This window comes from Rhizobacter sp. P5_A1, assembly GCF_056400745.1.
The window spans coordinates 34,867-54,453 of sequence record NZ_JBFUKR010000005.1 but is presented as its reverse complement, the minus strand read 5'-3'; the positions used below and the strand labels follow the sequence as shown (position 1 = coordinate 54,453).

The 19,587-nt window shown below is 68.4% G+C and carries 14 protein-coding genes and 1 pseudogene; 13 read left to right on the top strand and 2 right to left on the bottom strand.

Features of this window, described 5'->3' with window-relative positions:
- The first annotated feature begins 4 nt into the window (after nt 1-4).
- Genes AC1DTW_RS06880 through AC1DTW_RS06865 form a run of 4 tightly spaced genes read left to right on the top strand, consistent with a single transcriptional unit; the run spans nt 5 to nt 5,785 of the window.
- The gene (locus tag AC1DTW_RS06880) at nt 5-1,372 is read left to right on the top strand and encodes a DUF1329 domain-containing protein (RefSeq protein ID WP_477980292.1); all 1,368 of its coding nucleotides are present in this window, start codon (nt 5-7) and stop codon (nt 1,370-1,372) included.
- Nucleotides 1,372-2,391, top strand: coding sequence for a WD40/YVTN/BNR-like repeat-containing protein (locus AC1DTW_RS06875; protein ID WP_477980291.1), 1,020 nt, complete (start codon nt 1,372-1,374; stop codon nt 2,389-2,391). The genes AC1DTW_RS06880 and AC1DTW_RS06875 overlap by 1 nt, the downstream gene beginning before the upstream one ends.
- A gap of 12 nt (nt 2,392-2,403) precedes the next feature.
- On the top strand, nt 2,404-4,827 hold the full coding sequence (locus AC1DTW_RS06870) for an efflux RND transporter permease subunit (protein WP_477980290.1): 2,424 nt from the start codon (nt 2,404-2,406) through the stop codon (nt 4,825-4,827).
- Nucleotides 4,820-5,785, top strand: coding sequence for an alpha/beta hydrolase (locus AC1DTW_RS06865; RefSeq protein ID WP_477980289.1), 966 nt, complete (start codon nt 4,820-4,822; stop codon nt 5,783-5,785). The genes AC1DTW_RS06870 and AC1DTW_RS06865 overlap by 8 nt, the downstream gene beginning before the upstream one ends.
- A gap of 30 nt (nt 5,786-5,815) precedes the next feature.
- Here the strand turns inward: AC1DTW_RS06865 and AC1DTW_RS06860 are convergent, their stop codons facing one another.
- The gene (locus AC1DTW_RS06860; RefSeq protein ID WP_477980288.1) at nt 5,816-6,796 is read right to left on the bottom strand and encodes a glucokinase; all 981 of its coding nucleotides are present in this window, start codon (nt 6,794-6,796) and stop codon (nt 5,816-5,818) included.
- A gap of 10 nt (nt 6,797-6,806) precedes the next feature.
- Nucleotides 6,807-7,592: an enoyl-ACP reductase FabI gene (fabI, locus tag AC1DTW_RS06855; protein WP_477980287.1), complete on the bottom strand. Its 786-nt coding sequence runs from the start codon at nt 7,590-7,592 to the stop codon at nt 6,807-6,809.
- 274 nt (nt 7,593-7,866) lie between these two features.
- On the opposite strand from fabI, the gene rimP reads away from it, so the two are divergent.
- From rimP to AC1DTW_RS06810, 9 genes and pseudogenes are all read left to right on the top strand, one after another.
- Nucleotides 7,867-8,451 (top strand): ribosome maturation factor RimP, encoded by a 585-nt coding sequence (gene rimP / locus AC1DTW_RS06850; RefSeq protein ID WP_477980498.1) that lies wholly within the window; start codon nt 7,867-7,869, stop codon nt 8,449-8,451.
- Nucleotides 8,448-9,926, top strand: coding sequence for a transcription termination factor NusA (gene nusA, locus AC1DTW_RS06845; RefSeq protein WP_477980286.1), 1,479 nt, complete (start codon nt 8,448-8,450; stop codon nt 9,924-9,926). Before rimP ends, nusA begins: the two co-directional genes overlap by 4 nt.
- A 65-nt stretch (nt 9,927-9,991) precedes the next feature.
- The gene (gene infB / locus AC1DTW_RS06840) at nt 9,992-12,835 is read left to right on the top strand and encodes a translation initiation factor IF-2 (protein WP_477980285.1); all 2,844 of its coding nucleotides are present in this window, start codon (nt 9,992-9,994) and stop codon (nt 12,833-12,835) included.
- An 82-nt stretch (nt 12,836-12,917) separates the two neighbouring features.
- Nucleotides 12,918-13,283: a 30S ribosome-binding factor RbfA gene (gene rbfA / locus AC1DTW_RS06835; RefSeq protein ID WP_477980284.1), complete on the top strand. Its 366-nt coding sequence runs from the start codon at nt 12,918-12,920 to the stop codon at nt 13,281-13,283.
- A gap of 82 nt (nt 13,284-13,365) precedes the next feature.
- Entirely contained in the window at nt 13,366-14,343 is a 978-nt protein-coding gene (gene truB, locus AC1DTW_RS06830) for a tRNA pseudouridine(55) synthase TruB (protein WP_477980283.1), read from the top strand.
- A 28-nt stretch (nt 14,344-14,371) separates the two neighbouring features.
- Complete coding sequence (typA, locus tag AC1DTW_RS06825) at nt 14,372-16,189, top strand: translational GTPase TypA (RefSeq protein ID WP_477980282.1); 1,818 nt, start codon at nt 14,372-14,374, stop codon at nt 16,187-16,189.
- Between the two features lie 107 nt (nt 16,190-16,296).
- Nucleotides 16,297-16,893: a GNAT family N-acetyltransferase gene (locus AC1DTW_RS06820; protein WP_477980281.1), complete on the top strand. Its 597-nt coding sequence runs from the start codon at nt 16,297-16,299 to the stop codon at nt 16,891-16,893.
- 231 nt (nt 16,894-17,124) lie between these two features.
- Nucleotides 17,125-19,197, top strand: coding sequence for an elongation factor G (gene fusA, locus AC1DTW_RS06815; protein ID WP_477980280.1), 2,073 nt, complete (start codon nt 17,125-17,127; stop codon nt 19,195-19,197).
- 92 nt (nt 19,198-19,289) lie between these two features.
- Nucleotides 19,290-19,583: pseudogene (locus tag AC1DTW_RS06810) on the top strand (alpha-ketoglutarate permease); the annotation flags it as partial.
- Nucleotides 19,584-19,587: the final 4 nt, after the last annotated feature.

The window sequence follows — 19,587 nt, the reverse complement described above, 5'->3', positions numbered from 1 at the left end:
ACTCATGCATTGCAAACACCTGCTGGCCGCGCTGATCTCTGGCGCGTGCGCGAGCCTCCCCATCGCTCCACCGGCCCAGGCCGCGGTCTCGGCCGAAGAGGCGGCCAAGCTCAAGACCACGCTGACGCCGCTGGGTGCCGAACGCGCCGGCAACAAGGACGCCAGCATCCCCGCGTGGGACGGCGGCATGACCAAGGCGCCGGCCGGCTACAAGGCCGGCGATCCGCGGCCCGACCCGTTCGCCAGCGAGAAGCCGCTGCTCTCGATCAACGCGAAGAACATGGACGCGCACGCCGCGAAACTGAGCGACGGCGTCAAGGCGCTGATGAAGAAGTACCCCGACTTCCGCATCGATGTCTACCCGACGCATCGCACCGCGGCGGCGCCGCAATGGGTCTACGACAACACCTTCAAGAACGCGACGCGTGCCAAGCTCGTCGATGGCGGGCAGGGCACAGAGGCCGCTTACGGCGGCACGCCGTTCCCGATCCCGAAGGACGGCTACGAGGTGTTCCAGAACCACCGCCTGGCCTGGACCGGCACCTACGTGCAAGCGCCGGTGCGGGTCTGGGTCGTCACGGCCGACGGCAAGCGCGCGATGGCCTCGGGCGGCACGCAGAGCTTTCGCAAGCAGTACTACGACCCCGAAGGCAGCCTCGAGAAGTTCGACGGCTACTACCAGCTCGGCAAGTTCCTGGTCAGCGAGCCGGGCTCGAAGGCGGGCGAGGCGATCCTTGCGCACGACAACATCAACGCGACCAACCCGCGCGGCCTGTGGCAGTACCTCGTGGGCCAGCGCCGCGTGCGCAAGGCGCCTTCGGTGGCCTACGACACGCCCGACTCGGTGACCTCGGGCATCGGCCTGTTCGACGAGGCCTTCAACCTGTTCGGGCCGATCGACAAGCACGAGCTCAAGCTGGTCGGCAAGAGGGAGCTCTACATCCCGTACAACAACAACAAGGCCGCGAGCGCGAAGGTCGCCGACCTGGTGACGCCGAACACGCTGAACCCGGCGCAGGTGCGCTGGGAGCTGCACCGGGTGTGGGAAGTCGAAGCCACGCTCGCGGCGGGCAAGCGCCACGTCGTGCCCAAGCGCAAGTACTACATCGACGAGGACAGCTGGCAGATCATCCTGTTCGACGGCTGGGACGCGAAGGGCGAACTCTGGCGCACCAACTACACGCTGACGCTGCTCGCGCCGGACATCCCGGCCATCGTCGGCAACATGGTGTGGGGCGGCTACGACCTGCAGACCGGCGCCTACTTCCTGAACATGGCGTCGAACGAACTGCCGACGCAGTACAAGCCGGTGGCGCCGATCCCGCGCTCGTTCTTCAGCCCTGAAGAGCTGGCCAACGAGGGCACGCGCTGATGGTCCGGCTCGCCGCACTGCTGCTGGCGGTCGTGTCCGCGGCATCGGCGGCGCCCGGCGCGCCGGAAGCGCCGGCCGCGCTGGGCGAGCCGGCGCTGCACAGTCCGAAGGCGCTGAACGCGGCGATGCTCGCGGTCACGCACGCCGGGCCGCGGCTGGTCGCGGTGGGCGAGCGCGGCACCGTGCTGCTGTCGGACGACGGCGCGAAGAGCTGGCGTCAGGCCAGCGTGCCGGTGCAGGTCACGCTGACCGCGGTGCGCTTCGTCGATGCGCGCATCGGGTGGGCGGTCGGCCATCTCGGCGTGATCCTGAAGAGCGACGACGGCGGCGAGAGCTGGGTCAAGCAGCTCGATGGGGTGCAGGCTGCGAGGCTGGTGGCCGCTGGCGGTGACGAGCGCAGCAAGCGCTTCGCCGACGAAGGGCCGGACAAGCCCTTCTTCGACCTCGACTTCATCGACGCGCGACACGGCTTCGCGGTCGGCGCCTACAACCTCGCATTCGCCACCGCCGATGGCGGCCAGCACTGGACGCCGATCCTGAGCCGCCTGCCGAACCCGAAGAGCCTGCACCTGTACGCGGTGCGCGCGGCCGCCGGCCACGTCTACATCGCCGGCGAGCAAGGCCTGCTGCTCGCGTCCGGCGATGGCGGCGCAAGTTTCGGCGCGCTTCCGGTGGCCTACAAGGGCAGCTACTTCGGCTTGCTGGCCGCGCGCTCGGGCTCGTTGATCGCCTACGGCCTGCGCGGCAACGCCTGGCGCAGTGCCGATCAAGGCGCGAGCTGGATTCGGCTCGACACCGGCCTGCAAACCTCGATCAGCGCCGCGCTCGAGCTCGACGGCGGCGAACTCGCGCTGCTGGCCCAGACCGGCGAACTGCTGCGCAGCCGCGACGACGGCCGCAGCTTCACGAAGACGCCGCCGAGTGGTGGCCCGCTGCCGGCCGCCGGCCTCGCTGCCGCCGATGGCGACGCACTCGTCGTCGCCAGCCTGCGCGGGATGCGCCGTCAACCTGCTCCCTGAGCTTTGAATCCCATGCATCCCGACACCTCCCTGGGCGCCCAACCGGTCATCGCCCGCCTCGAAGACTTCGACACCGCCTCGGGCAGCGTCGTCGAGCGCGCGTTCTTCAACCACCGCGTCTGGGCGATGGCGATCTGCCTGCTGCTCACGCTGCTGCTGGGCTGGCAGGCCACACGCCTGCGGCTCAATGCGAGCTTCGAGAAGACGATCCCGACGGCGCACGCCTACATCGTCAACTACTTCGCCAACAAGTCGAATCTCGCCGGACAGACCAACGCGATGCGCATCGCGGTTGAGACGACGGGGAACTCGATCTTCGACAAGGCCTACCTCGAGACATTGCAGAAGCTCAGCGACGAGATCTTCCTGCTGCCCGGCGTCGACCGGCCGTTCATGAAGTCGCTGTGGACCTCGAACACGCGCTGGGTCGCGGTCACCGAAGACGGCCTGGACGGCAACACCGTGATGGGCGACAGCTACGACGGCTCTCCCGCGGCGCTGGCCGAGGTGCGCACGAACGTCGAGCGCTCGGGCGAGATCGGCCAGCTCGTGGCGGGCGACTTCAAGTCCAGCATCATCTTCGTGCCGCTGCTCGACAAGAACTCCAAGACCGGCGAAGCGCTCGACTACGGCGGGTTGTCGCGCCAGGTCGAGGCGCTGCGCACCAAGTACGAGAGCGAGCGCATCCTCATCCATGTCACCGGCTTCGCCAAGGTCGTCGGCGACCTGATCGAAGGGCTGCAACAGGTGCTGATGTTCTTCGGCCTCGCGCTCGCGATCTGTGCCGCGGTGCTGTTCGGCTACGCGCGCTGCTCGCGCAGCACCGCACTCGTCGTGGCGTGCTCGGTGATTGCGGTGGTGTGGCAGTTCGGGCTGCTGGCCTTGCTGCACTACGAGCTCGACCCGTACTCGGTGCTCGTGCCGTTTCTCGTGTTCGCGATCGGCATGAGCCACGGCGCGCAGAAGATGAACGGGATCATGCAGGACATCGGCCGCGGCACGCATCGCGTGGTGGCCGCGCGCTACACCTTCCGGCGCCTCTTCGTCGCCGGGCTGACCGCGCTGCTGTGCGATGCGGTGGGCTTCGCGGTGCTGGCGCTGATCAAGATCCAGGTGATCCAGGACCTGGCCGCGGTCGCGAGCATCGGTGTCGCGGTGCTGATCTTCACGAACCTCGTGCTGCTGCCGATCCTGCTGTCGTACGTGGGCGTCAGCCCGGCCGCGGCGAAGCGCAGCCTGCAGCTGGAAGACGCCGCCGATGACGGCGGCGCCGCGCGGCCGTGGCTGTGGCGCCAGCTCGATCGTTTCACGCAGCGCGGCCCCGCGCTGGCGGCGATCGGCGCGAGCGTGCTGCTCGCCGCCGCGGGCTATGCGATCAGCCTGAACCTGAACGTCGGCGATCTCGACCCGGGTGCACCCGAGCTGCGCGCCGACTCGCGCTACAACCGCGACAACGACTTCATGGCGCGCCACTACGCGGCCAGCAGCGACATCCTGGTCGTGATGGTGGCCACGCCCGAGGACCAGTGCACGCGCTACGACACGCTGGCCCGCGTCGACCGGCTCGCCTGGCGCCTCGAGCAATTGCCGGGCGTCGAGTCGACGAACTCGATGGCGGCGCTGTCGAAGCTGGCGATGGTCGGCTACAACGAAGGCAACCTGAAGTGGTTCGAGCTGATCCCGAACGCCAGCGCACTCGGCGGCGTGCAGACGCGCGCGCCGCGTGAGCTGTTCAACCAGGGCTGCTCCTTCCTGTCGCTGTACGTCTACCTGAAGGATCACAAGGCCGAGACGCTGACACGTGTCGTCGATGAAGTCGAGCACTTCATCGCCGCGAACCCGGCGCCCGGCGGGCGCTTCATGCTCGCCGCCGGTTCGGCCGGCATCGACGCGGCGACCAACATCGTCGTCAAGCGCGCCATGCGCGAGATGCTTCTATGGGTCTACGGCGCCGTCGTGCTGCTGTGCTGGGTCACGTTCCGCTCGTGGCGCGCGGTGGTCTGCGCGGTGCTGCCGCTGGTGCTGACCTCGATCCTGTGCGAGGCGCTGATGGTCGGCCTCGGCATGGGCGTGAAGGTCGCGACGCTGCCGGTGATTGCGCTCGGCGTGGGGATCGGCGTCGACTATGCGCTGTATGTACTCAGCGTGATGCTGGCGCGGCTGCGTGCCGGCGACAAGCTCTCGGCCGCCTACCACCACGCGCTGCAGTTCACCGGCCGCGTCGTGATGCTGACCGGCATCACGCTTGCGCTGGCCGTCGGCACCTGGGCCTTCTCGCCGATCAAGTTCCAGGCCGACATGGGCATCCTGCTCGCGTTCATGTTCGTCTGGAACATGGTCGGCGCGCTCGTGCTGCTGCCCGCGCTGGCCCGCTTCCTGTTGCATCCGCGAGGCGCGGTGCAACCCTCGTTCGCCACGGAGACATCCCATGCTTGACCGGCAACTCGACGCCATGATGAAACAAGCCCAGGCCGCCGGCATGCCGGACCTGTGCGACCTGCCGCCCGGACCCTGTCGCGGCCTGTACCGCGAGATCCTCGCCGCGGCCGACATGCCGCCGGCCGACGTGGCGGTGGACAACCGCCGCATCGCCGCACCAGGCGGTGGCGCGACGACGATCGGCCTGCGCATCTACACGCCGCATGGCGATGGCGTGGCCGGGAGCCGTGCGCTGATCGTCTACTACCACGGCGGCGGCTACGTGCTCGGCGACCTGGACGGCTACGACCGCGTCGCGCGCCAGCTTTGCGCAGACAGCGACGCGGTGGTCGTGTCGGTCGACTATCGCCTCGCGCCGGAGCACCCGTACCCGGCTGCCATCGATGACGCGTGGGCCGCGCTGCAGTGGGCGGCCGAGCAGGGTCACGAGCTCGGCGCCGACCCGGCGCGCCTGGGCGTGGCCGGCGACAGCGCCGGGGCCGTGCTGGCGACCGTGATGACGTTGCTGGCGCGCGATCACGGCGGCCCGCGCATCGGCTTCCAGGCCCTGCTGTATCCACCGGCGGCCGGCGGGCACGACGGCGACTTCCCGTCGCGCACGGCCCACGCGGCAGGTCCGACGCTGACCTTGCGCACGATGGAATACTTCAACCGCCACTATTTCGGCGCGGCGGGCAAGGCCGACGACTACCGCGGGGCGCCCTTGCTCGCCGCCGACCTCGCGGGGCTGCCTCCGAGCCTGCTGGTGCTCGCGCAACACGACCCGCTGCGCGACGAGGCGAAGGCGTATGCCGACGCGCTGCTGAACGCAGGCAATGCCGTGTCGCTGGTCGAGTACCACGGCCTCGCGCACGGCTTCATCAGCATGGCCGGTGGCATCGACGCCGCCCGGCTGGCACAGCTGCAGTTCGCGCAGGCGTTGCGCACGGGTCTGGCGGCACGCCGAGAGGTCTGATCGGCCCCGCGCCGATCACGCGCTGAATACCTACAGGGCTCGCGCCGCGCCCAGCAGTGCCGGTGAGACCGCGGTATGGATCACGAAGGCCGGTATCGCTTCGAGATAGCCGCGGAAGCGGCCCTTGTCCTCGAAGCACGCGCGAAAGCGCGAGCGCATGAATGCATCGCCGAGCCGCGGCACGATGCCGCCGCCGATGTAGACGCCGCCGCGCGCGCCGAGCGTGAGCGCGAGGTTGCCGGCGACATTGCCGAGAAAGCCGCAGAAGAGATCGAGCGCCTCCACGCAGCGCGGATCGGACGACGCCAGCGCGCGCCGGCTGATCTCGGCCGCCGACAGCGGCGGGGCCGCCGGTGCGGCGTCGAGGATCGACAGCGCCGCGTGCAGCGCCTCCAGGCCTTGCCCGGAGACAGCGCGCTCGGCCGACGCGTGGCCGAAGCGGTCGTGCAGAAGCTGTAGCACCGCCGCCTCGCGGGCGTTGCTCGCGGCCAGCGTCACATGGCCGCCTTCGCCTTGCAGCGCGACCCAGCGCCCCGGTTCGGTGCTCGGCAGCAGGCCGGAGACGCCCAGCCCGGTGCCCGGCCCGATCAGCGCCAGCGGCGCGCCGGCGACGGCCGCGCCGCCGCCGAGCTGGCGCAGCTCGGTGGCCGGCAGGTCGGGGAGCGCGAGCGCCAGCGCGGTGAAATCGTTGATTACGACGAAGCGCTCGAAACCGAGCTCGCGCCGCACCGCCTCGATCGAGAAGGACCAGTGGCTGTTCGTCATCTGCACCCGGTCGCCGGTGATCGGGTTCGCAATGCCGATCGCGCACCACGGCGGCGCGGCGTGGCCGGTGCGACGCAGGTAGTCGGCCAGCGCGGCGGCGAGCGTCGGATGGTCGGCAGTGGGGATCGCGACAATGTCGCGCAGCGGCGCGCCGTCGGCGTCCTGCCAGGCGAAGCGCGCGTTGGTGCCGCCGACGTCGCCGAGCAGCCGCGCCGGGCGCACTGCTGCAGAACTGGGCTCGCTCACCGCGCGCTCGTCAGGTGTCGGCCAAGCCGGCGAGCGCCGACTGGCTGAAGCCGCCGTCGACATAGGTGATCTCGGAGGTGACGCCCGCCGCCAGGTCCGACAGCAGGAACGCGGCGACATTGCCGACATCGTCGATCGTCACGTTGCGCCCCAGTGGCGAGCGGCTGGACGCCTCGAGCATCCTGCCGAAGTCCTTGATGCCGGAAGCGGCGAGCGTCTTGATCGGCCCGGCCGAGATGCCGTTGACGCGCACGCCCTTCGGGCCGAGCGAGGCCGCCAGGTAGCGCACGCTGGCCTCGAGCGAGGCCTTCGCCAGACCCATCGTGTTGTAGTGGGGCATGCTGCGCAGCGCGCCGAGGTAGCTCAGCGTCAGCAGCGCCGCGCCGGCTCGCAGGCGCGGGGCGGCGGCCTTCGCCAGGGCCGGGAAGCTGTAACTGGAGATGTCGTGGGCGATGTGGAACGATTCGCGCGACAGACCCTCGAGGAAGTCGCCGGAGATCGCCTCCTTCGGCGCAAAGCCGATCGAGTGGACGAAGCCGTCGAATTCGGGCCAGACCTGGCCGAGGTCGGTGAACATCGCGTCGATCTGGGCGTCGCTCGCGACATCGCAGTCGTAGACCAGCGTCGAGTCGAACTCGGCGGCGAACTCGGAAACCCGCGCCTTGAAGCGCTCCCCGACATAGCTGAACGCGAGCTCGGCGCCCTCGCGGCGGCAGGCTTTGGCGATGCCGTAGGCGATCGAGCGGTTCGAGAGAACGCCCGTGATCAGAAAGCGCTTGCCGGCGAGAAATCCCATGTGGTCACCCCAGTATCGTGTGGGGCCGGATTTTGGCATGCGAGGGAGCGAGGATTCTGCTTCTTGACAGCCCGCTCGCTTGCCTGTATCAGCGGCGCGGAGTACAATCCTTGTTTTGCTGGATAGCTAGAACCGGTGAGGCACTGGCCGTGATGGCAGTGATCAAGCGGCGCGATCTTGGGCGGATTCATCCAGCCCATTTTTTTTGCGCGAATGCCTTTCGGGGCGAATTTTCGCTGAGTCGACTAAGAGGCTGGATCAACTTTTGACGGTGATGACGAATTGGCAAAGTGCGGTGGAACGCACTGTGACGGGCTTGGGTTACGACCTGGTCGACGCTGAAAAGAGCGCCGGCGGCCTGCTGCGCGTGTTCATTGATCATTTGCCGCCGTCGCAAGAAGCCATCACCGTCGACGATTGCGAGAAGGTCACCCGCCAGCTGCAGCACGTGCTCGAGGTCGAAGGCTGCGCCTACGAACGTCTCGAAGTGTCTTCGCCGGGGCTGGATCGCCCGCTGAAGAAGGCGGCCGACTACGCGCGCTTTGCCGGCCAGCAGATCGAGATCACGCTGAAGCTGCCGTTCAAGGGCCGCAAGAAGTTCAGCGGCGAGTTGCAGGCGCTCGGCGACGGCTGGCGGCTCGTGCTCGACGCGCCCAGGCCGACGCGTGGCGTGAAGCGTGCCGCCGCGGCGCCGAATGCGCCCGAGACCGATCAGGCACTGGATTTTTCACTGGACGAAGTACGGGAGGCGCACCTCGTGCCGGTCGTCGACTTCAAGGGCCGGCGTTTTGCCGCTCCCGAGGTCGCCGCCGGTGCAGGGCTCCCCGACGAGAGACAAGACGGAGGTCGTATTCAATGAACCGCGATTTGCTGGATTTTGTGGACGCCATCGCGCGCGAGAAGAGCGTCGACCTGGAGGTCGTCTTCGCAGCCGTCGAGGCGGCGCTTGCGTCGGCCTCGAAGAAGCTGCACGGCGGCGAGGTCGACATGCGCGTGTCGATCGACCGCGACAGCGGTGACTACGAGACCTTCCGCCGCTGGCACGTGGTGCCGAACGAGGCCGGCCTGCAGCTGCCCGACTCCGAGATCCTGCTGTTCGAAGCGCAGGAGCAGATCCCCGACATCGAGGTCGACGACTACATCGAAGAGGGCGTCGAGTCGGTCTCGATCGGCCGCATCGGTGCGCAGGCCGCGAAGCAGGTGATCCTGCAGAAGATTCGCGACGCCGAGCGCGAGCAGCTGCTGACCGATTTCCTCTCGCGCGGCGAGAAGATCTTCGTCGGCACCGTCAAGCGCCTGGACAAGGGCGACATCATCGTCGAGCAGGGTCGCATCGAAGGGCGGCTGCGCCGCAGCGAAATGATCCCGAAGGAAAACCTGCGCTCCGGCGACCGTGTGCGCGCCTACATCGCCGAGGTCGACCCGACCCTGCGCGGGCCGCAGATCCTGCTGAGCCGCAGCGCGCCGGGTTTCATGATCGAGCTCTTCGCGCAGGAGGTGCCCGAGATCGAGCAGGGCCTGCTCGAGATCAAGTCGTGTGCCCGTGACCCGGGTTCGCGCGCGAAGATCGCCGTCGTTTCGCACGACAAGCGCGTCGACCCGATCGGCACCTGCGTCGGCGTGCGCGGCTCGCGCGTCAATGCGGTGACCAACGAGCTCGCCGGCGAGCGCGTCGACATCGTCTTGTGGTCCGAGGATCCGGCCCAATTTGTGATCGGTGCCCTGGCGCCGGCGAACGTGCAGTCGATCGTCGTCGACGAAGAGCGCCACGCGATGGACGTCGTGGTCGACGAGGAGAACCTCGCGATCGCGATCGGCCGCGGCGGCCAGAACGTGCGGCTGGCCTCCGAGATGACCGGCTGGCGCATCAACATCATGACCGCGGAAGAGTCGGCGACCAAGCAGGCCTCCGAGTCCGATCATGTGCGCAAGCTCTTCATCGAGAAGCTCGACGTCGACGCCGAAGTCGCCGACATCCTGATCAACGAAGGCTTTGCGAGCCTCGAAGAAGTGGCCTACGTCCCGATGCAGGAAATGCTCGAGATCGAGAGCTTCGACGAAGACACCGTCAACGAACTGCGCACCCGTGCGAAGGATGCGCTGCTGACGATGGAGCTCGCGAAGGAAGAAGGCGTCGACGATGTCTCGCAGGACCTGCGCGACCTCGAAGGGCTGACCCCCGAGCTGATCGGCAAGCTGGCCGTCGGCGGCGTGCACAAGCGCGACGACCTGGCCGATCTGGCAGTCGACGAGCTGGTCGAGATGACCGAGGTCGACGAGGCGCAGGCCAAGGCGCTGATCATGAAGGCGCGTGAACACTGGTTCACGACCTGAGCGCCGGGCCGCACCGCTAGAACGACAGACTGCAGACAGACAGTAAACGCAAGGAACGCAAACCCATGGCTTCGACCACCGTCGCCCAACTCGCCGCCGAGCTCAATCGCTCTGCCGCGGCGCTGCTCGAGCAGCTGCAGTCGGCTGGCGTCAGCAAGGCGTCGACGGACGATGCGCTGACCGAGTCCGACAAGGAACGCCTGCTCGACCACCTGCGCACCGCGCACGGCACCGTCGCCGGCGCCGAGCGCAAGAAGATCACGCTGACCCGCAAGTCGACCAGCGAGATCAAGCAGGCCGATTCGAGCGGCAAGGCCCGCACGATCCAGGTCGAGGTGCGCAAGAAGCGCACCTTCATCAAGCGCGATGACGCGGCCCCCGTGGTCGAGGAGCCGGCCGAGCCGGTGATCGACGACACGGAACTCGCGCGCCGCGAAGAAGAAGCGCAGAGCCAGGCCGAAGCGCTGCGCCTCCAGGAGGCCGACCTCGCCGAGAAGCGCCGCCTGCGCGAAGAGCAGGAAGCGCGCGATCGCGAGATCGCGGCTGCCGCCGCGCGCGCGGCCGCCGAGAAGCTGGCGGCCGAGCAGGCCGCCGCGGCCGCCGCCGCAGCGAAGCCGAAGACCGCCGAACAGATCAAGGCCGATGCCGCGAAGCCGGCCGAGGCGCCGGTCGCGCCCGCGCCTGCCGAAGCCCCGAAGCCGTCGCTGCGCGTCATCAAGGCCGCGGACGTCGTCGACGAAGAGAAGCAGCGTGCCGCCGATCTGGCGAAGCGCCGCAAGGCCGCCGAAGACGAGGCCTCGGCGATCCGCGCGATGATGAACGCGCCGAAGAAGGTCCTGGTCGCGAAGAAGCCTGAAGAGGTCAAGCCGGCAGCGGTCGAGATCAAGGGCACGATTCACAAGAAGGTCGGCGTGCCGGGCGCCCCGGGCACGACCGCCGCAACGGCCGCGAAGCCGGGCGACAAGAAGGCCGTCAAGTCGGAGAAGCTCTCGTCGAGCTGGGCCGACGACGCGAAGAAGCGCAGTGCGCTGAAGCCGGGGCAGCGTGCGCCTGCCGGCGGCAACCGCCCGGGCTGGCGTGCGCCGCGCGTCGGCCGCCGCGGCGACCGCAACGACGGTGCACCGTCGAGCTTCATCGCGCCGCAGGAGGCGCAGGTGCAGGAAGTGCACGTGCCCGAGACCATCAGCGTCGCCGATCTGGCGCACAAGATGTCGGTCAAGGCCTCCGAGGTCATCAAGCAGCTGATGAAGCTGGGCCAGATGGTCACGATCAACCAGCAGCTCGACCAGGAGACCGCGATGATCGTGGTCGAGGAAATGGGCCACACCGCGCTGCCCGCCAAGCTCGACGATCCGGATGCGTTCCTCGAAGAGGTCGATGCCGATGCCCAGCACGAGATGCTGCCGCGCGCGCCGGTCGTGACCGTGATGGGTCACGTCGACCACGGCAAGACCTCGCTGCTCGACTACATCCGCACCTCGCGTGTCGCGGCCGGCGAGGCCGGCGGCATCACGCAGCATATCGGCGCGTACCACGTCGACACGCCGCGCGGCATGATCACCTTCCTCGACACCCCGGGCCACGCGGCGTTCACCGCGATGCGTGCGCGCGGCGCGAAGGCGACCGACATCGTGATCCTCGTGGTCGCGGCCGACGACGGCGTGATGCCGCAGACCAAGGAAGCGATCCACCACGCGAAGGCGGCCGGCGTGCCGATCGTCGTCGCGATGAACAAGATCGACAAGCCCGAAGCGAACGTCGAGCGCCTGAAGTCGGAGCTGGTGGCCGAGCAGGTCGTGCCGGAAGACTTCGGCGGCGATTCGCCGTTCGTCGCCGTTTCGGCGCGCACCGGCCAGGGCATCGACACGCTGCTCGAGCAGGTGCTGCTGCAGGCCGAGGTGCTGGAGTTGACCGCGGCGAAGGATTCGATGGCCAAGGGCCTCGTGATCGAAGCGCAGCTCGACAAGGGCCGCGGCCCGGTCGCCACCGTGCTGGTGCAAAGCGGCACGCTCAAGCGCGGCGACGTGGTGCTGGCCGGTTCGAGCTTCGGCCGCGTGCGCGCGATGCTCGATGAAAACGGCAAGACGATCACCGAGGCCGGCCCGTCGATTCCGGTCGAGATCCAGGGCCTGACCGAAGTGCCGCAAGCGGGCGACGAGTTCATGGTGCTGGGCGACGAACGCCGGGCGCGCGAGATCGCGACCTTCCGCCAGGGCAAGTACCGCGACGTGAAGCTGGCCAAGCGCCAGGCCGCGAACCTCGAGAACCTGATGGACCAGATGGGTCAGGGCGCGACGCAGACGCTGGCCCTGATCATCAAGGCCGACGTGCAGGGCTCGCAGGAAGCGCTGGCGCAATCGTTGCTGAAGCTCTCGACGGCCGAGGTCAAGGTGCAGATCGTGCACGCCGCGGTCGGTGGCATCAGCGAGTCCGACGTGAACCTCGCGATCGCCTCGAAGGCCGTGATCATCGGCTTCAACACGCGGGCCGACGCCGGTTCGCGCAAGCTGGCCGAGAACAACGGCGTCGACATCCGCTACTACAACATCATCTACGACGCGGTCGACGAGGTGAAGGCGGCGATGACCGGCATGCTGGCGCCCGAGCAGCGCGAAGAGGTCATCGGCACGGCCGAGATCCGCACGGTGTTCGTCGCGTCGAAGATCGGCACGGTCGCGGGCTCGATGGTCACCGCGGGCCTGGTGCGCCGCGGCGCGCGCTTCCGCCTGCTGCGCGAGAACGTCGTCGTCTACACGGGCGAGATCGAATCGGTGCGGCGCATGAAGGACGATGTGCGAGAAGTGGCGGCCGGCTTCGAGTGCGGTATCAAGCTGAAGAACTACAACGACATCAAGGAAGGCGACCAGCTCGAATTCTTCGAGGTCAAGGAAGTGGCACGAACGCTGTAAGGCGGTTTTGGTCTCATCCCCGAACCCCGCCTTCTGCAAAGCTGGCGGGGTTTGTGTTTGGTGGCCCCACGAAAGACACACCATGCGACACAAGCGATCCATACCCAACCGCGGTTTCCGCGTGGCCGACCAGATCCAGCGCGATGTGGCGGAGCTGATCCGCGATCTGAAGGATCCGCGCATCGGCATGGTCACGATCAATGCGGTCGAGGTCACGCCCGACTACGCGCATGCGACCGTGCTGTTCTCGCTGCTGATCGGCGATGCGGGCGAATGCGAGGCGGCGCTGAACGAGGCCGCCGGGTTCATCCGCAACGGGCTGTTCAAGCGGCTGCAGATCCACACGGTGCCGACCTTGCACTTCAAGTTCGATCGGACGACCGAGCGCGCGCTCGAGCTCAGCGAGCTGATCGCGAAGGCGAACTCGACGCGGGCGAAGGAAGACTGAGGATGTTGGGCCCCCACGTCGCTTCGCTCCTGCCCCCCGAGGGGGCGCAGGCCTCCCTTGGGGCGGCCCGGCGGGAGTCCTGATGCACCCGCAACGCGTCCGGATTCCCAAGCGCGCCGTGCATGGCGTGCTCTTGCTCGACAAGCCGATCGGCCTGTCGAGCAACGATGCGTTGCAGAAGGCCAAGCGCCTGTACCGCGCCGAGAAGGCCGGCCACACCGGCACGCTCGATCCGCTCGCGACCGGGCTGCTGCCGCTGTGCTTCGGCGCGGCGACGAAGTTCTCGCAGATCAGCCTGGATGCCGACAAGCGCTACCTGGCCACCCTGAAGCTCGGCGCCACGACGACGACGGGCGACGCCGAAGGCGAGGTGCTCGAAACGCGCGACGTGAACGTCACGCGCGCCCAGCTGCAGGCCGCCTGCGAGCAGTTCACCGGCCCGATTCTTCAGGTGCCGCCAATGCACTCGGCACTGAAGCGCGAGGGCAAGGCGCTCTACGAATACGCGCGTGCCGGCATCGCGGTCGAACGCGAGGCGCGCGCGGTGACGATTCACGCCCTCGACATCGTGGATGTCGAAAATCAGGGCGACCATGACACGTGGACCCTCGACGTGCGCTGCTCCAAGGGCACCTACATCCGCACGCTCGCCGAAGACATCGGCGCGGCGCTCGGTTGCGGCGCGCACCTGAGCGCGTTGCGCCGCACCGGCAGCGGCGCGCTGACCCTCGATGGCGCGCTGACGCTGGAACAGCTCGCCGCGATGTCGGACGCCGAACGCGACGCCGCACTGATGGACGCCGACAGTCTGCTCGCCGACTGGCCGGTCGTGTGCCTCGGCATGGAAGATGCGGGCCGTTTCCTCAGCGGCGTGCGCCGCCGCCTGCCGTTGCCCGACGCGCCGAACGTGCGCGTCTACGGCCCGGCGCCGCAGGCGACCCCCGGCGAACCGGGCGCGAACGTATTCCTCGGCGGCGCGCACATCAGCGCCGGCGAACTGATTTCAACAAGGCTTCTGAGCCCGGTGGAGGTGCAAGGCCTTCTTGTTCAAAAGACATGAACTCCAAAGAAGTGAAAGCTGCCACACCATGACCCGTCAGATCCGCAATATCGCCATCATCGCCCACGTCGACCATGGCAAGACCACGCTGGTCGACCAGCTGCTGCGCCAGAGCGGCACCTTCCGCGAGAACGAGAAGGTCGCCGAGCGCGTGATGGACAACAACGACCTCGAGAAGGAACGCGGCATCACGATCCTCTCGAAGAACTGCGCGGTCGAGTGGAAGGGCACGCACGTCAACATCGTCGACACCCCCGGCCACGCCGACTTCGGCGGGGAGGTCGAGCGCGTGCTGTCGATGGTCGACTCGGTGCTGCTGCTGGTCGACGCGGTCGAAGGTCCGATGCCGCAGACGCGCTTCGTCACGAAGAAGGCGCTGGCGCTCGGCCTGAAGCCGATCGTCGTCGTCAACAAGGTCGATCGCCCGGGTGCGCGTGCCGACTACGTGATCAACGCGACCTTCGAGCTGTTCGACAAGCTCGGCGCGACCGAAGAGCAGCTCGACTTCCCGGTCGTCTTCGCGTCCGGCCTGAATGGCTGGGCGACGATGACGCAGGGCGAGATCGGCACCGACCTGGCGCCGCTGTTCGACACCGTGCTGAGCCACGTGCCCGCGCACGCCGGCGAGGTCGATGCGCCGCTGCAGCTGCAGATCTGTTCGCTCGACTACTCGACCTACGTCGGCCGCATCGGCATCGGCCGCATCAACCAGGGCACGCTGAAACCGATGCAGAACGTCGCGGTCTACAGCGGCCCGGAGAGCACGCCGTTCAACGCGCGCGTCAACCAGGTGCTGAAGTTCGAGGGCCTGGAGCGCCAGCAGGCGACCGAGGCCGGCCCCGGCGACATCGTGCTGATCAACGGCATCGAGAACATCGGCATCGGCGTCACATTGACCGACATCGAGAACCCGGTGCCGCTGCCGATGCTGAAGGTCGACGAGCCGACGCTGACGATGAACTTCTGCGTCAACAACTCGCCGCTGGCCGGCCGCGAAGGCAAGTTCGTGACCAGCCGCCAGCTCTGGGACCGCCTGCAGCGCGAGCTGCAGAGCAACGTTGCGCTGCGCGTGAAGGAGACTGACGAGGACGGCATCTTCGAGGTCATGGGCCGCGGCGAACTGCACCTGACGATCCTGCTCGAGACGATGCGCCGAGAAGGCTACGAGCTGGCAGTCAGCAAGCCGCGCGTCGTGTTCCACATGGAGGGCGAGGAGCGCCTCGAGCCGATCGAGGCGGTCACCGCCGACGTCGAAGACCAGCACCAGGGCGCGGTGATGCAGGCGCTCGGCGAACGCCGCGCCGAGCTGGTCAACATGGAACCGGACGGCATGGGCCGCGTGCGCCTCGAGTACAAGATCCCGGCGCGCGGCCTGATCGGCTTCCAGAACGAGTTTCTCAACCTGACGCGCGGCACCGGCCTGATCAGCAACATCTTCGACAGCTACGAGCCCTTCAAGGGCGAGATCGAAGGCCGCAAGAACGGCGTGCTGATCAGCCAGGACGACGGCGAAGCGGTGACGTATTCGCTCGGCAAGCTCGACGACCGCGGCCGCATGTTCGTGAAGGCCGGCGACCCGTTGTACGAGGGCATGATCATCGGCATCCACTCGCGCGACAACGACCTCGTCGTCAACGCGGTGCGCGGCAAGCAGCTGACGAACTTCCGCGTCTCGGGCAAGGAGGACGCGATCAAGATCACGCCGCCGATCATCCTGACGCTCGAGTACGCGGTCGAGTTCATCGCCGACGACGAACTCGTCGAGATCACGCCGAAGTCGATCCGCATCCGCAAGCGGCACCTGAAAGAGCACGATCGCAAGAAGGCGTCGCGCGTCGGCGCCTGAGCTGGAGAAAAACGGCCCTGCGGGGCCGTTTTGCATGCCGCGGCCGCATGCAAGGCGTGCGGAATATTCGTTTGCGCACGAGGGCGCATGCGACGAGCATCCGCTTCATGCATTCCCTACTCGCATCCCTGCTCGGCGGGCCTCGCCCGACCCTCGGCGGCCGCTGCGTCGAACTGAACGACGGCCGCCGCGTCGAGGTCGACCCGGTGAACCCGCAGGACGCGCCGGCCGAGCGCGCGTTCGTCAACGCGCTGTCGCTGCAGTCGCGCTATCGCCGCTTCCACTTCGGGCTGCGCGAGCTGTCGCCCGAGCAGGCGCGCTCGATGACCGAGATCGACCAGCACCATCACGTCGCGTTCGTCGCTCGGCCGGAAGGCACCGAGGCGATCGTCGCCGACGCGCGCTACGTGCTGCGGGCCGACAGCGCCGATGCCGAGTTCGCGGTCGCGATTGCCGACGACTGGCAGGGCGCCGGCCTCGGCCGCGAGCTGCTGATGCGCCTCGCCGAGCATGCCGGTGCGCATGGCGTGCGGCGGCTGTTCGGCGACGTGCTGTGGGGCAACACCGCGATGATCGCGCTCGCGCGCGGGCTCGGTGCCCAACTGCAGCGCAACGTCGGCGATTCCACCGTCGTGCGCGCCGAGTTCGTGCTCGGCACGAATCCGCCGTCTGCGCTATCCTGCGCGTCCGCGTCGAATTCCTGAACGAGCGTTCTTGAATTTCGGCGTGGCCGAACCCATCTCGCCACCATGCGTACCTGCCGCACCTTTGACAAGCTGATTGCCACGATTCGTGCCCGCCGAAGTGCGGGGAGCTTGCGCTCGCCCTTTGGCGCCACGTCGGCAAGGTGCATCGCCACCGCTTTGCAAGTCAGCGGCTGAGCCTGCGGCGAATCTCGCCTGGGGCCCGGCCCTTCAGGCACTCACGAGATTCGCATGAACACCAACTCGAACAAGCTTCGCGGCACCGCCACGCGGGCGCTGCGCAACATCGGCATCATCGCGCACGTCGATGCGGGCAAAACCACGACTACCGAGCGCATCCTCTTCTACACCGGCGCGAACCACCGCGTCGGCGAGGTCCACGACGGCAACACGACGATGGACTTCGACCCGCAGGAGCGGGCGCGCGGCATCACGATCAACAGCGCTGCGACGACCGTGTTCTGGCACGGCGCGCAGATCAACATCATCGACACCCCGGGCCACATCGATTTCAACATCGAGGTGAACCGTTCGCTGCGCGTGCTCGACGGTGCGGTCGTCGTGTTCGACGGCGTCGCCGGCGTCGAGCCGCAGACCGAGACGAACTGGCGCCTGGCCGACAAGTACGGCGTGCCGCGTCTCGCGTTCATCAACAAGCTCGACCGCGTCGGCGCCGACTACCTGCGCGTCGTGCAGATGCTGCAGGAACGCCTCGGCGTGCGCCCGCTGCTGCTGCAGCTGCCGATCGGCGCCGAAGACACCTTCCGTGGCGTCGTGGACCTGCTCGACCAGCGCGCGCTGCTGTGGGCCGGCGGCGTCGCCGGCGAGCCGTTCGAGGTCGCCCCGATCCCCGACGCTTTGCGCGAGGCCGCGGCAACCTGGCGTGCGCGCCTGGTCGAGGCTGTCGTCGAGCACGACGACACGCTGCTGCAAGGCTGGCTGAACGGCCACGAGCCCTCGGCCGAACAACTGCGCGCGGGCATCCGGCGCGGCACGCTGGCGGGCGCTTTCGTGCCGGTGCTGGCGGGCGCGGCGTTCAAGAACCGCGGCGTCGAGCCGCTGCTCGACGCGGTCGTCGACTACCTGCCGGCGCCCGGCGAAGTCAAGGGCGACGCGACGCAACCCGATGCCGATGCGGACGGGCCGCTGGCCGCGCTCGCGTTCAAGGTCGTCACCGACGACCACGGCGCGCTGACCTTCGTGCGCGTCTACCGCGGCCAGCTGCGCCCCGGCGACACGGTGCTGAACACGAGCACCGGCCGGACCGAGCGTGTCTCGCGCCTTTACGAGGTGCACGCCGACAAGCACGAAGAGCGCGAGTTGCTGCAGGCCGGCGACATCGCGGCGATCGTCGGCCTGAAGGACACGCTGACGGGTCAGACGCTGACCGGCAACAGCGCGGCCGAGCGCAAGCACCCGCTGGTGCTGGAGCAGATCACGATCCCCGAGCCGGTGATCGATGTCGCGATCGAACCCAAGACGCAGGCCGATCAGCAGCAGCTCGGCAAGGCGCTGCACGCGCTCGTGCGCGAGGACCCGAGCCTGCGCGTGCGGCAGGACGCCGAATCGGGCCAGACGATCCTGTCGGGCATGGGCGAGTTGCAGCTCGAGGTGACGATCGAGAAGCTGCGCGCGCGGCACCGCGTCAACGTCGGTGTCGGTCGGCCGCAGGTCGCGTACCGCGAGACGATCACGCAGTCGGTCGCGCTCACGCACCTGCACAAGAAGCAAAGCGGCGGGCCCGGGCAGTTCGCGCAGGTCACGCTGCGCATCGCGCCGCTGGCGCGCGGCGAGGGCGTGCGCTTCGCGAGCGAAGTGGTCGGCGGCGCGATCCCACGCGAGTACATCCCGGCCGTCGAGGCCGGCGTACGGCGCGCGGCCGAGGCCGGCGTGATCGCGGGCTTTCCGGTCGTCGACTTCGAGGCGACCCTGGTCGATGGCGCCTTCCACGAGCGCGACTCGTCGACGCTGGCGTTCGAGCTCGCGGCCGCTGCGGCGTTCCGCGAGTCCGCGGCGCGCGCCGCGCCGCAGTTGCTTGAGCCAGTGATGGCCGTCGAGGTGATCACGCCGGCCGAGTACCTCGGCGATGCGATCGGCGACCTGCACCGCCGGCGTGGCTCGGTGCATGGCCAGCAGCCGCGCGGCAATGCGGTCGCGGTCGAGGCGCAGGTGCCGCTGAAGGAGATGTTCGGCTACATCGGGCAGCTGCGCGCGCTGTCGTCCGGCCGTGCGCAGTACTCGATGCAGTTCGATCACTACGCGCTCGCGCCGACCAGCGTCTCGGCGCAACTGCTGGCCGCGTGACGCGCTGATTCGGCGTGGGGGCAGGGCGCAACAAGCGCTCTGCCCCAATCCCGCACGCCAGATCCGACCCGACCGCGCAGCCAGCGCGGCTTCTTCTCGTCGTTCCGGTCATCGTGATGCTGCAGCAGTTTCTCGACGAGGCCGAGCTGAAGGCCTGGGGCTGGCGCATCCCGTTCGTGATCGGCGCCATCACCGCGGTCATCGCGCTGGTGCTGCGCCGCACGCTGCAGGAGACCTCGACCGCGGAGACGCGCGGCAACAAGGGCGCCGGCACCATCGGCGAGCTGTTCCGCCACCACAAGGCGGCGTTCTTCACGGTGCTCGGCTACACGGCCGGCGGTTCGTTGATCTTCTACACGTTCACGACCTACATGCAGAAGTACCTGCACC

What these genes read in the sequence shown, in the direction of transcription:
- AC1DTW_RS06880 (WP_477980292.1), top strand. Translation starts at nt 5, where the DNA reads ATGCATTGCAAACACCTGCTGGCCGCGCTGATCTCTGGCGCGTGCGCG.
- AC1DTW_RS06870 (WP_477980290.1), top strand. Translation starts at nt 2,404, where the DNA reads ATGCATCCCGACACCTCCCTGGGCGCCCAACCGGTCATCGCCCGCCTC.
- infB (WP_477980285.1), top strand. Translation starts at nt 9,992, where the DNA reads ATGGCTTCGACCACCGTCGCCCAACTCGCCGCCGAGCTCAATCGCTCT.
- AC1DTW_RS06820 (WP_477980281.1), top strand. Translation starts at nt 16,297, where the DNA reads ATGCATTCCCTACTCGCATCCCTGCTCGGCGGGCCTCGCCCGACCCTC.
- AC1DTW_RS06875 (WP_477980291.1), top strand. Translation starts at nt 1,372, where the DNA reads ATGGTCCGGCTCGCCGCACTGCTGCTGGCGGTCGTGTCCGCGGCATCG.
- truB (WP_477980283.1), top strand. Translation starts at nt 13,366, where the DNA reads ATGCACCCGCAACGCGTCCGGATTCCCAAGCGCGCCGTGCATGGCGTG.
- typA (WP_477980282.1), top strand. Translation starts at nt 14,372, where the DNA reads ATGACCCGTCAGATCCGCAATATCGCCATCATCGCCCACGTCGACCAT.
- AC1DTW_RS06865 (WP_477980289.1), top strand. Translation starts at nt 4,820, where the DNA reads ATGCTTGACCGGCAACTCGACGCCATGATGAAACAAGCCCAGGCCGCC.
- fabI (WP_477980287.1), bottom strand. Translation starts at nt 7,592, where the DNA reads ATGGGATTTCTCGCCGGCAAGCGCTTTCTGATCACGGGCGTTCTCTCG.
- nusA (WP_477980286.1), top strand. Translation starts at nt 8,448, where the DNA reads ATGAACCGCGATTTGCTGGATTTTGTGGACGCCATCGCGCGCGAGAAG.
- fusA (WP_477980280.1), top strand. Translation starts at nt 17,125, where the DNA reads ATGAACACCAACTCGAACAAGCTTCGCGGCACCGCCACGCGGGCGCTG.
- rbfA (WP_477980284.1), top strand. Translation starts at nt 12,918, where the DNA reads ATGCGACACAAGCGATCCATACCCAACCGCGGTTTCCGCGTGGCCGAC.
- rimP (WP_477980498.1), top strand. Translation starts at nt 7,867, where the DNA reads ATGACGAATTGGCAAAGTGCGGTGGAACGCACTGTGACGGGCTTGGGT.